Here is a 12,717-nt window from a genome sequence, read left to right as displayed (position 1 = left end):
ATCTTGATTTTAAATTTTGTTTATACATCCATCTTCATAATCAAATAAAAGTTTTAAAGATTTTGTAAAAGTTTTTCTATGCTCTAATCCATAAGGATTTTTAACTCGCCCATTTATACACTGCGAAACTTTTAAGACATCATCTTTATCAGCTACAATATTAATATTTTCATTTGTAGCTGTAACGTTTCCTAAATTTTCCCAATACCATCCTGCGGAGTCGAATGCAAAATGAAGGTTTTTCGCAATTAAACTGGCTGAATCTACATCAATAAGATCTATTTTTTTTTCTTTAATTGTTTTTTTAGTTTTTGGATTAATAATTTTATTTCCCTTTTCGTCTAATTTATCAACCATGTAAATGTATTTTTCCTTGTTAAGAGACCCACGATCAAATAAATCATCTATTTTTTGATTATTTAATAAATCTGGTTCTTTTTGTAATACATATGAAAAATATGCTTTCTGATTTTTTCTCCATGTTAATTGTATAATTCCTCTTCCTTTATACCTCGGCCCATCTCCATCCTCAGTATTTTCCATATCTTTAGCATTACTATGTTTGCCTGGATTATATCCTTTTCCAGAAGCTCCTTCTAGTGTAGTATCATATCTTCCAGATTCATGATAAGATTGAGCTAAGAAATGAATTTTTCTAATACAAGTATTAATATGATATTTTTTCATTGCTTTGTTTAATTCTTCAGTCAATCTTTCGTAAGTTTTATCTATAGAATCTAAAGGGCAATTTTCAGCAGAAAATAAAGATTTAGTTTTAATTCCTTCTTCTTTTCTCATTTTTAATACAATAGATTTTATCTCATCAAGAGTTATATCTCTATTACAATAACAAGGAGTTCCCAAAATCTCCAACCTCTCCCCTTCTTTATTTATGAATTCTTTATTTTCTTCAAAAATTTTTATTTCATACGCTGGATCAGCATTTTCAGATTTAAAATAAAGGAAAGCATTTTTATCTGTTCTTTTATCGAATTTATCTATCAGAGTCTTTACATCTTCCTTGCTTTTTGGTTGAAGCGTAATTTCTTTTGCATAAGTATTGGGTGTAACGATTATATCTTTGTAAATTTCAAATTCAATTTTTGTTTTTTCTTCTTCTTCAATCAAGAATTTTACAGGATTATCATAAACTGATTCGGTATTCGTAAGTTTGTTTTCATTGATTTCAACAGATAGTTTTCCTGTTGTCCCATTGCATGTTGTAACTACCCATACTTTTTCTTTTATCTTGGCTTTTGTGATTTTTTTAAAGGAAATTGAATCTCTTACTTTCTTTTTATAAGTTATTGTCACTTTTTCTCCTCCTTTAGCTTTTTCAAAAGTTGTTTCGGCCTCATAATTGACTAAGTCCTCCTTTTTTATTTTCTGTTCTGTGATAAATCGTGTTTTTATCTTTTTTTTATTTTCCCCTTTTTTTGCTATAATAATTTCTTCTGTATTTTCATAAATAGGAGTTAATATCCTTTTTGCAAAATATATAGCAGTTACTTCTGAAATGTTTTCATCATTCATTACAGGTGGTTTAAATCTAGGTTTTCCAAATTCTACGTTTGCCATATGTATTTATTTATTACCTTTCATTTCAACTTTTTTATTTGAAATCAATTTCAAATTTTCTTTTGTAGCTACAATTTCTACTTTTTCGGCAGTTTCTAAAAAAACCTGACTTTCGCTAATGTAGTTATCTTTAATTCTAACATATAAATTCTTTGCTGTTTTATTGATTGCCATAAAATCATTTTTAAATATTAAAACATATTTGATTTTTCTGCACTATTGACTTCAACAGTTTTTTGACTACTTTCCAAAAGCATATTTTCTTTGGTACTAAATACACTTACTTTCTCTGCATGTTGAGTTGATTCTAATGAACTTCGAATATGTTTTTGTTCAATAATCTCCGTTTTATTATTAGCACTTTCAGTAAAATCTCCGGCAGCAGTTTGAGAAATATCATGACCCGCAGTTTGAGAAATATCTCTATTTGCTGAATTACTTATGTTTTCACCAGCATTTACGGTTACATTTTTTCCTGCCGTTATATTTACATTATCCCCTGCATTCACTGTAAAATTTTTTGGAGCATTTACATCAATATTTCCTTTCCCATCCATCTTCCAAGTATTGCCGCTTGGATCTTCAATTAAAATACTCCCATCCCCGTCATTCAAAATAATTTTGGTTCCTGAGCGGGTGTGAATAGCCTTTACATTATTCTGACCATCAGTATAACCGCTGGTAGCACTTCCATTGTATTGTGCTCCCAAAACATACGGATTCTGCGCATTGCTTCCTTCAAATCCTACCAAAACCTCTTCATCAATTTCAGGTATAAAGTAAAATCCTTTTCCTGATCCTGAATGTGGCTGTATCATTCGTAACCACTCGCTTGAATTGTTTCCGCCTGCCCAGTTGAACTGTACTTTTACACGTCCTAATCCTTCCGGATCGTTGTTATCTTTTACTTTGGCTGGCTGTGTTTCGGCTTTCGCAAATACATGTACGTCTGTAAAATGTGGTGCGGCAACATCTGCCGGAATGGCTTTGAAATTACAAGAGTAATTTCCATGGACCTGAGAAATATGTGTTACTTCTGTCACAATCAGTTCGTGTTCTACAGTCTGGTTTATAATGCTAAAAACCTGTCCAAGTCCTAACGGAAAATAAGAGGTTCCGCTGTAGTATACACTATTGGCGTCGCTGCCTGCTGTTTGCAGTCTGACCATTTCCTGGATTTCTTCGCTGCTTTGGGCATTGGTGGTATAAGCTCCATTATTCAAATCGTTTTGGGTAACGGTTCCCTGATTGTGTCCCACAACAGCAGAGAAACTGTCTTTACTTCCCGAGGATGTTCTTGCTGCCGAATTACGAATATTGGATGCTCCATTGTAATCATACCCTCCCAAAGAAATTTTATGGGAAGCCATATTGGTCTGGATTTTAAAACCATGCAGCGAAGACCCGTTGATGAGTTTTATTTTACTGGTTTTGGTCTGTCCGAACTGCATTCGCATTCCGTCAAAATAAAACCATTGTCCGTAACGTCTGGCCAATCGTTTTAAGAAATCAAAATTGGTTTCATTATACTGGGCCATGTATTTGAACTCCTGAAGATAAGTGGATTTTATAGCATCTCTTTCATAAAACTCTCCAGGACCTTCTGCTAAAATATCCAGTACAATATCATTCATACCCCTTTGCTGATAGGTTCTTGATTTTTTCATATCATCCAGAACGATAGTATGGCTGATACCTTTTACATGCAATCCTTCGGCGCTGCCATGAAGATCTATAGAAGATAATTCTGTAATGATTCCTTTACTCATCAACCTGATTCCGGTAAGGCTTTTAAAGGTAAAGATAACTTCATCTCCAAGATACGTTCGCAATGCCTTTGCCTGATCTGCCGGATTTATGATCGCCTTGCCTGTGTATTGCCATACAAAAGAAAAATGATGGTGATCTGCCATCTTTTGTGACAGTTCTAAATTATGATAAACAACGTTTTGGGTAAAACTCCCTATATTGATATGTACCTGTTCTGAAAAATGTCCCATAATACTACTATTTATTGGTTCTTTACAATTAGCTTAAGGCAATCCAATTGTTAGAAAATTTCGCATCCCCAAAAGTCAATTCTTTAGCCACTAATTCTATCGTAATTTTCATAGGCACTTCGGTAGTACTCGTAAATTGTTCGTCATAACCAATACAAAATGCTTTAGTAAACGTAAGCTCTTTCATTTTACTCATAGCATCTCTTCTGTAAAAAATGATTTTACCATCTTTTGTTAAATCTCCGTTTAACATCCAGGACAGAAAATTGCTGTTTTGAGTAGCCTCAATTATCATTTTTATAATTCCGCCTTTGGCATTTCCGGTAGGTTTACTTGTATTATCAATTTCCTGTTTAAAGCTTACATTGAATTCAAGTACATTATATTCTTCTCCGTCTATATTTAATTTAGATAAAAAACTCATTTGTAGATTGTTAGATTATTAAAAGATATGAAATAGATTTAGTGCTGATTAAACAAAAAAGGAAGTCCCATAGCAGGACTCCCTTTAATAGTTTCAAGCTTGAAAAAGTTTGATAAAGTCCAAAGGATTAAACCCAAGCATTATCAAATTCTCCTCCGCCCATCGAAATTTTGCGTGCTGAAATCATAAAAGTCTCCGTCAAAGGAGTATCACTGTTATGATCAAAGTTTTCTTTGTACTTAACCATGTAAGCCTCTGTAAACTTTAGCTCTTTCAAAGTAGCATTAGAATCACGTTTGATGAATTTTACAGAACCATCTTTTCTTTCGAAATTATTGGTCATCCATTCAAACAATTCAGTACTTCCTGTAGATTCTACTTCAAGCATAATTCTTCCTCCACGAGTTACCGTAGATGGACGCCCAGAAGCATCTGTTTCCTGAGCTAAATCATAACTCACATTTAATACTTTGTAATCCTTTCCGGCTACTGACAACGATGTTAAAAACGACATAATAAAATTTTTTTTAATTATTAATTTATTTATTCATACGGCAAATATAAAAATAATTCTTACAATTAAAATATATTAATACTATTTTATTTACTTTTTATCTTATTTATACGATAATGGCCCTACAAAAAAGTATCCTCTAAAATCGAAATTCCGATTGGTACTTTTTATTGTTGCATCAATAATAATGTCAACCTTTTTCTTTGCTCTGCTCATATCATCTACAAAAAATGTTTCTTCAGACAATTCCACCCTGAGATCATTAAGTTTGATCCTAACCTCATGATACAGGAGCGATTGTTTCATGGTTTTAGAAATTATTTCTTTCAATGTATTTTCATTCATCAGCAAATCAAAATCGATCTCCCATATTTTAGAACCAAAAGTTTCATCAAATTTACATTCGCCAAATGTAGTTGTAGCCAGCAAAATTATTTGTTGGGCAATAGAATGTTCAATAGAGGTTTTTTCTAATTCTTTTTTCTGAATGATGGCATTAAAATCTATCGGCAGTTTATAAAAAGCTCCTTTCATATTTTCGTCAATTTAAATATAAATTACCTTGTCCGTTTTTCCGTTATATCCTGTTTCTATAGCTTTAGAAACTTTCTTTCTCTTAATAATACTGAGTGTTACTCTTGGAGTTAGTTTTAAAAATTTCTCCCTATACAAAATATCACCAATAAAACGTTTGCCTTTATTTTCGTCAACAATAATAAAATAACTCGTTCCTTTTTCAACTTTCAGTGTATTGATGTCTCCGGCAAAAAGCTGAATGTTTTGATTTTCTTTTTGAAAAGTATAACACAGTTCTTCGTCATTTAATTTTCTGTATTTCGAAATATCAAACACTTCTATTTCTTCTTTTAAAGGTTCAAAAGGAATATTTTCAAAAAGAAAATTCTTTGGTGCTAAAAAATTCAGTCCAAAAAAGCTCCAAATTCCTTTTTTTGTGGTTTTTTCTTTAAAGAAAAAAGTGTCCCGAGTCACTTTATATATTTCCTTTTCATTGGTTTTATCATCGCTTACAATCATTTGATATGTTGGAACCTCAATTTCTACAGGAATTTCAGAACTTTCAAAAAATGTTTTGAGATTTACAGTTCCTACTTCCCGCTCTGAAATTACAATACTTATCGTATGCTTCCTTAAAGCTGAATCTGTTCTGACAATCACATCCCCTTCTCCGCTGCCGGCATAAAAAACAGAACCTTTATTGTCTGTAAGTCCTAATGAAAGATTTAATTCTGGAAATGGCATATTTTAGCTATTTATGTAATGAATTTTAATTTTATAAAAAAGACAGCTTATCCATAAACTATCTAAAATTTTAAGCTAACTCTTTTTTCTAATCTTATATACTTTCAGACAATTCAGGTAATGTTTGAAATTCTCATTATCGACAGCAGTCGGACTAAATTCATAATCTTTTTTTAGCGTGTAAAATCTTATTGAATTAATCGTGTTTGCATTAAGTTTTTTTATATCTGCGGCTGTGAGTTCCATAACCGCTGTACCATCACAATTCACTGCAAATGAATTCTTTAAAATATACATATCTCCATTTTTGAAATAAAGTTCTAATGGTTGTTCCTGCTTTACACAAACATTATCTGTAAATATTTTAAAGTATAGATACAAACTACCTTTTCTTTTCCCAAGCTGCAATACCGCGTATTCAGAATCTTCATTAAAAACTCTCAACAAAATTGGAGGTGCACTTGCAAAAAGTTTCCCCGAAAGCAATAAGTCATTTTGCCAAACAGGGCAGTTTATTTCACTTAATACAGGCATTTTTTGAGCTTTAACCGGATTTGAAACTGTTAACAATACAATGATTGCAAGGAAAATTTTAAGTAGGTTCATAAATTTGAATTATTTGGTTTGACCATTCAAAAGATCAATATTTTGTTTAAAAAGGAAACATAAAAATATGTTTCCTTTTTATAGAGCTATTACTATTATTTTTGTTCGTAATCTGTATCCCATTCAGTTCCGTCATCTCCTTTGTGTCCATCCATTTTGATAAGGAAGTTTTTTGCAGGAAAATAAGGTTTCATATGGATATCCATATAAATTCTATCTTTCTGAATTGGATCCTGCTCGAATCTGCGGATTTCAAAATTTTCAATCAATTTATCAGGACCTGTGATTCCGTCAAGGAAAGCCACAATCTGATTCATGATTTCTTTACGAGTTTTTGCTGTAAAGTTTTCGAAAGCACGACGATTAAGGAAATCCATTAATACTTTGGTAACGTAATCAAAAACACGAACAACTGAGTAGGTTTGCAATCCTAAATTGTCACCGCTGAATAATGTTTTGGCAGAGAAAGCCATTACTTTTCCGTACTCATTTACCATAGGAACCAGTCCTAAGTTTTCAAGGTTTGCGATTTCACTTTTCTTAAGGTCAAATTTTACACCGTCAACTTCATTGATTCCACCGAATTTTTTACCGGCTGTAACCTGAGACATCAATGTTTTATAAATTTTCCCGGCAAGTGCTGCAGAAGGAGCTATGTGTAAGTCTTCATTTTCACCAATCTGGTCAAATCTGCCACGTCCTACTAACCAGTTACAAGTCATGATTACGTTAGAACGGTACACATCTCCACCCGTCAAAGAAGCTGCATCAAACATTTCCATTACATCATCCGGTTCATCAAGGTGTTCGAAATCGGTAACCAGCATTACTTTATTTTCATGTGCAATTTTTGCCCATTTTTCGATTACTTTATTTGAACCTAAATAGCCTGGAATTACCAAAATACCGTAGTTGTTTTTAAGGTCTAAACGATCGTAATTGTCAACCAGTTCTGAATGAATTGCATCGATAAAACGTGTGTTATCAAGATCTTTTAATTGCTCTAAATCGGCATTTACAATCGTCACATTTTTTACTTTATCTGTTTCAGTGTTCTTGAAGAACAAGGCAACTGTTCTGTAAGCTGCTTCGATTTCTCTTGTATCTTCAACCGCTTTTGCAAGATTCTTTTTCAACAATGCTTCAGACTCTTTGCTTTTGTCTTCACTTTGTGCCACCATATCAGTCAAAGCTTCATTGCTGCTTAAAACTGAAGACCATAATTCTAAAGTCTTTAAAAGTGTTTCTCTTTCTTTTGCTTTGTTTACTTCTCCAAGGAAGATTTTTCTTCTTGCTTTTCTCTCAGGATTAAGATTCTGAATTCCTTCAATTGACATTTCCAATAAATCAAAACCGCCGTACTTAGCCAGTTTTTCAACATTTTTTTCAATTGAACCTGCTCCGGCAATTACTCTAGGCTCTAATACTGCAGTATCGCTGTCGTTGTTTTTATATGCTTCTCTATTTGACATCTCTTCGTATTTTTAAAATTTTATTTATTTTGTTTTAGTTCATTGATAAGTGTTCCAAGACTTTCTAACAAAGCTTTTTTTGCTTCTCCGTCTTCTAAAGCCGCTTTCAGGATTTTGTTAGACTTTAACTGACGGATGATTTTTTGATACTGATCTTTTTCTGTTTCCAGTTCAGACAGGAAATTGCTTTGTGATGTAATTCCTTTTATTCCAAAATCTCCCAGGTTTTTAAAGTTTAAAGCTTCTACTTTTGTTGCACCTTCAGCTGTTTCAAAGTTTACTTTTACTTCTGGTTTAAAGTGTTCAAATGCTTTTTCGATACTTGTAATTCCTTCAACCAATTCTGGTTTAATAGGTGCATCAACTGTTAATTTCTGAGCAACAAGTGTTCTGTTTTGAGGGATCGCAATGATTGCTTCATCAGCATCTAATTTTACTTCATTACCTCCAATTCCATAATTTGATAACATAATTTTTAATTTTTAGTGATTATTCTATTAATTCTTTTTTACTCTAAACTCTATTTTATTGATTTTGATAAATCTGACGACAGACGTCCAAATCCCTGCTTACTTTTTCCAGCTCTTCTTTATACGTTTTTGCGGATTGGTTCAAACTGTCTATTAGATGTGAATTATGTGTAAGGCTTCTAATCTGCTTTTTGTAGTCGATAATATTCTTGTATGCAAGAATGATATTGTTGTACAGCTTTTTATTGTCTGTAGTATCTTTTGGAATTTTCTGATACATATTGGCAATCATTACATTCGCCAGACGCTGCTGAAAATCGTTATCTACTTTTGGTGAATTGATAGAATCAATAGTCATTCTGATGCTGTCAATTTTTACCGAAAAATTGGTTTGATAATCGTATTCCCTTTTCATCATTTCGTTTTCTGCCTTAAGCAATTTATTTTCTGCTTTTGGCATATAAAAATTAAACGATACTGCAATTAACATCACTGAAAAAGTCAGGATAAAGGCTATTAAAAAAGCTATAAATGCTTTTTGGCGTTCTTGTTTGTTTAATACTTCCATATTTATTATTCGTAATTATTTTTTAATCTTTAATGAAAAAACTGTGTCGTTTAGAAGTGTGAACAATATCTTTCTGATCTGTTTCGGCAACAAACAATTCAATATTTTCTTTCTTCTTACCTATGTAATCCAGTTTGTTTAAGGTCTCGTATAACTTTTCAATCTTAAGCAGGAAATTCATGACCAATGTTGTAGTTTTATCAATATGCACATGATCGTATCCTGAGTTAATAAGTGATGTAAAGAGTATTTCTAATTCTCCTTGTGAAATATCGCACCATTCAGCGAAATAGTTAAGCAGTTCTTCTTTACCCGCTCCCGATTTTGAATCAATAAAGTTCTTGATGACTCTTGCAAATGACACTACAGTAGTCAGCATCGCTGCAGGATGCTGATGCAAAGCGAACCAACGAAACTGAGTAAGACAACTTCCTAAATAATAACTAGTAGTATCTGTTAACTGAATTACAGTCTGAGGCAAAACTCCAGATTGTTGAATACGGTTAATTTTTTGAGAAATCTGAACCGAATAAATTTCTATCTGACCAAATGTACGTGCGATCTGTGCGTGCATATCAACCAGTTTTGGATGACAGGAAACAGTTACTGATGGCGGAATATAATTCTCATCAAGGATTGTGATATCACCTATTAAAACTTTACCGATAGCCAGATAAAAACCTCCGTAACCTATTCCGGAACGAAACTCCTCTGCTTTGATTAAGTGAAGTTTATATTCGGGTTGCGTGTATGGATATCTTGGCGGAACTTCCTCTGGATCGGGTTCTCCAAATGGAATTCTTTTTTTAGAATTAACCGAGATGCAAGCCAGCAACACCAATTGTTCTCCATCTTTAATTTCATAAGTATCTTCAGGATATGGAACCTGAAGGTCTAATGTATCTGTACTGCTTCTGCTGATTTCAATTCTGGATCCGTTTGGAGTAATGGCATGGCATTCTTCTACCCGAACTCGCAGTAATTTGTGATTGTCGATTCCGAGCGTAATTTTTGTAGCCTCCTTATTTTGATTTCCTGAATCCAGTAATCCATAACTCATGGGTGTGGTATGAATTCCTATTGCATCATTTACCAATTCAGAAACATTGTTCTGCATGGATAAGAAATGGCTTTTGTTTATTTTCATCCCGTCAATCCAGTTTACGGGAAAATGATTTAATTTTTCTATCATATCTTTTATGTATTTCTTTTAAACAAAGCTTTATTGCATTTTACCTTTAACTCTTATGATAGCGTTATCATAAACCGTATTTTCTTTTAATTCTTTGGCGAGTTTGTAGTAGTTTAACGCTTCTTCAAAATCACTTTCGTTTTCAAAAATTTTAGCAATATTGTAATAAGCACTGGCTTTTGTAGTGCTTATTGAATTTCCCGAAGCATACGTTATTGCTTTTCTGTTTGCGTAAATCGCTTCTGCCTTATACCCTTTTTTGATATACATAAGACCTAAATTTCCGTATGCCTGACCAAATGTTGGATAGTATTCTATGGCTTGCTTATAAAATTCCAAAGCTGCATCTACATCTTTATTTTGATAGGCCAGATCGCCTTTTCTGTTTAACTGGAGTGCTCTCTTCTTGTCTTCATTTGAAACGTAAACTTGTTCTTCAACATCATTATCACCGTCATTGATCCCAATATCTTGTGTAGTCTTCGAAATAACCGTATTGACATCTATGATTTCTCCATTTTCATTTATTTTGAATAAATTCCAAACGTTACCCGTCTTATTTTTAGGAATGTAATACGTCTTTACTAACGACTGTCCTACGTATACAAACACTTTTGCATCACTCGCTGATAATTTATTTGAGTTGAGATTATCCTTATTGCTGAAATCGTGAACAAAATAATGATAGGTTTCTCCAAATCTTTTGTTTTCAATTGTTATCGTTTCCGGTCCGTAACTATCAGTATCATCTACATCCAGATTAGAGGAAGATCCTATTTGATGCTGAAAAAAGATGTGAGTCCCCGGAAAAGTTAAATGCGAATCTAAATCGTACGGATTTTTACCCCAGTTCAATACGATTCTCATTCCGTCTAAATTTTTCATATACGGACTCAACGCATACGTCATATCGTTGCATGGACATTTTACCACCAAACTCGAATAGTTGTCTTTTTTGATAATCAATAATGTGTTTGAATCATCCGGAAATCCACTATTGATTGTAGTTCTCCCTTGATTGTTTGTTAAGCTCTTTGCCGATGATTCGCCATTTCTCTGAATCATTACTTCAGCATTACTAATCACTTTATCTTTTTCTACTGCCGACAATACTTGTACAGATATGTTTTGTGCGCTTACATTTTTACTAAAAACAAGTGCTAAAAAAGGGATTAATAATTTAAATTTCATTTATACTTTTTTAATTATTTGTATTAATATATGTTAGAAGTTTTATTTTAAGATTTATTAGGTTAATTTTTTTAATTAAATAAGTTTTATCTTAAAAAAAGCACAAAACTGACTAGGAAGATTTTAAAAATAAAGTTTGTGTATCTCCAAATATTTTTTATCTAAAAATTGGCTTTTAGTAAATTATTATTCTCTATCATCTAAATTGATAACATCCGATTGTCTTACAGCAGTATTTGGAGGCATCTTGATTATTTTATTTTCGCTATCGAGCGAGTATACAGTATATATTTTATTATCGTTCACTAATCTTAGGCAAAATGCTCTTTCATTATTATTTTTTTCAATAATAATATTACAATCAATTACTAAATTTGTCCCGATTTTTAAAGTGTCACTTAGCTTATCTTTATTAAAAGACAAAATGTATGTTTCTTTAATTTCATTTAATTCTAGATTCATAATGTTTATAGTTGCTAAATGATAACCCTTGTCAATATTTACAAAAGATTTTCCTTGCTTATAAATTTCATTTTTAAATTTGAACAGTTGATCTAAATTATTTGATCTAAATAAACCATCGCCTTTATTATTTTTATCAATAATAAATTTATCACCAATAAATTTACTTATTTGTGTATGACTACTTCTATTCTTACTTGATAATTCATTTATAAGAGTAAGATCATCAGAAGTGATTTCTGTTTTGTTTTTAAAATCTGTTATTTTAGATAAATAAAAATCCTCTTCTGATAACTTACCTTTAATAACAACTTCATTATTTTGATTTAATAATGAATAATTAATATCATTAAACTTTCCAAGACTAATGATTTTCTCATTATATTTAAAAGTATAAATACCTAAATCATTGAAACTATTTGAAGCATCAAATTTAACTACGTGAAAAGTTGGTAATTCTTCTGCACATGTAGGAATCATTAAATAATAAAAAGAATCCTCTTTGAAAAGCCTGAATTGATTCTTGGCTTCTTCCATTGAAGATGTATTGATACAAAAATCTACAGAACTATAGTTGTTAAATTGTTCAACTTTTAAATAACTTGTCTCCTTATCCTTTAAATAATATATGCGGAAATTGATTAAATCGGTTTCAAAAAATATTTCTGTTATAAACTCATTTTCGGACAATAAAATTTTTAAAGGAATTGATGAATTTTCTTTTACTTTTTTTTCTACAAGAACTGAAGATTGCTTTCTATCTAACTCTTTATTTTTACAATTAAATAATGCAAAAAATGCAAATAGAAAAAATACTTTTGTTATTACCCTCATAAAGATTTTACTTTTTAAAATTTTCCATATTATCATAATTCAACTTATTTTGTCCTTCAAATTCTATTATCTTTCCTTGCTTAGCTTCAGTTTGTTGATCTAATTTCTCTTGCTCACTTTGTTCATCAAAAGACTTAAAAGCCACA

Annotated in this window: 14 protein-coding genes; all 14 read right to left on the bottom strand. The window is 31.7% G+C overall.

Features of this window, described 5'->3' with window-relative positions:
- Positions 1 to 9: 9 nt before the first annotated feature.
- The 14 genes from DMB68_RS02365 to DMB68_RS02305 all read right to left on the bottom strand — a co-directional run bounded on the left by DMB68_RS02365 (position 10) and on the right by DMB68_RS02305 (position 12,571).
- Positions 10 to 1,578, bottom strand: coding sequence for a glycoside hydrolase family 19 protein (locus DMB68_RS02365; RefSeq protein WP_110345065.1), 1,569 nt, complete (start codon positions 1,576 to 1,578; stop codon positions 10 to 12).
- 6 nt (positions 1,579 to 1,584) lie between these two features.
- Positions 1,585 to 1,752 carry a hypothetical protein gene (locus tag DMB68_RS23265; RefSeq protein WP_165830078.1) on the bottom strand — a complete coding sequence of 56 codons (168 nt, stop codon included), beginning with the start codon at positions 1,750 to 1,752 and terminating at the stop codon, positions 1,585 to 1,587.
- Positions 1,753 to 1,769: 17 nt separating this feature from the next.
- The gene (locus DMB68_RS02360) at positions 1,770 to 3,578 is read right to left on the bottom strand and encodes a type VI secretion system Vgr family protein (RefSeq protein WP_110345064.1); all 1,809 of its coding nucleotides are present in this window, start codon (positions 3,576 to 3,578) and stop codon (positions 1,770 to 1,772) included.
- Positions 3,579 to 3,606: 28 nt separating this feature from the next.
- Positions 3,607 to 4,002, bottom strand: a complete 396-nt coding sequence (gene tssD, locus DMB68_RS02355; protein WP_031457448.1) for a type VI secretion system tube protein TssD — start codon at positions 4,000 to 4,002, stop codon at positions 3,607 to 3,609.
- A gap of 127 nt (positions 4,003 to 4,129) precedes the next feature.
- Positions 4,130 to 4,516: a type VI secretion system tube protein TssD gene (gene tssD, locus DMB68_RS02350; RefSeq protein ID WP_110345063.1), complete on the bottom strand. Its 387-nt coding sequence runs from the start codon at positions 4,514 to 4,516 to the stop codon at positions 4,130 to 4,132.
- Between the two features lie 102 nt (positions 4,517 to 4,618).
- Positions 4,619 to 5,050, bottom strand: a complete 432-nt coding sequence (locus tag DMB68_RS02345) for a GPW/gp25 family protein (protein ID WP_110345062.1) — start codon at positions 5,048 to 5,050, stop codon at positions 4,619 to 4,621.
- A gap of 12 nt (positions 5,051 to 5,062) precedes the next feature.
- Entirely contained in the window at positions 5,063 to 5,776 is a 714-nt protein-coding gene (locus tag DMB68_RS02340) for a hypothetical protein (RefSeq protein ID WP_110345061.1), read from the bottom strand.
- 75 nt (positions 5,777 to 5,851) lie between these two features.
- A complete protein-coding gene (locus tag DMB68_RS02335) occupies positions 5,852 to 6,382 on the bottom strand; it encodes a hypothetical protein (protein WP_110345060.1) in 531 nt (176 codons plus the stop codon).
- Positions 6,383 to 6,477: 95 nt separating this feature from the next.
- Complete coding sequence (locus tag DMB68_RS02330) at positions 6,478 to 7,854, bottom strand: DUF5458 family protein (RefSeq protein ID WP_110345059.1); 1,377 nt, start codon at positions 7,852 to 7,854, stop codon at positions 6,478 to 6,480.
- A gap of 20 nt (positions 7,855 to 7,874) precedes the next feature.
- Entirely contained in the window at positions 7,875 to 8,324 is a 450-nt protein-coding gene (locus DMB68_RS02325; RefSeq protein WP_031457442.1) for a hypothetical protein, read from the bottom strand.
- A 55-nt stretch (positions 8,325 to 8,379) separates the two neighbouring features.
- On the bottom strand, positions 8,380 to 8,892 hold the full coding sequence (tssO, locus tag DMB68_RS02320; protein WP_031457441.1) for a type VI secretion system TssO: 513 nt from the start codon (positions 8,890 to 8,892) through the stop codon (positions 8,380 to 8,382).
- Between the two features lie 22 nt (positions 8,893 to 8,914).
- Positions 8,915 to 10,084 (bottom strand): hypothetical protein, encoded by a 1,170-nt coding sequence (locus DMB68_RS02315; RefSeq protein ID WP_110345058.1) that lies wholly within the window; start codon positions 10,082 to 10,084, stop codon positions 8,915 to 8,917.
- 30 nt (positions 10,085 to 10,114) lie between these two features.
- On the bottom strand, positions 10,115 to 11,275 hold the full coding sequence (locus tag DMB68_RS02310; protein ID WP_110345057.1) for a tetratricopeptide repeat protein: 1,161 nt from the start codon (positions 11,273 to 11,275) through the stop codon (positions 10,115 to 10,117).
- A gap of 186 nt (positions 11,276 to 11,461) precedes the next feature.
- The gene (locus tag DMB68_RS02305; protein ID WP_124019382.1) at positions 11,462 to 12,571 is read right to left on the bottom strand and encodes a hypothetical protein; all 1,110 of its coding nucleotides are present in this window, start codon (positions 12,569 to 12,571) and stop codon (positions 11,462 to 11,464) included.
- Positions 12,572 to 12,717 lie beyond the last annotated feature (146 nt).

This window comes from Flavobacterium hydrophilum (assembly GCF_003202405.1).
Classification (GTDB): Bacteria; Bacteroidota; Bacteroidia; order Flavobacteriales; family Flavobacteriaceae; genus Flavobacterium; species Flavobacterium hydrophilum.
The sequence above is the reverse complement of the archived record's forward strand: the minus strand, read 5'-3'. Positions and strand labels throughout refer to the sequence as shown.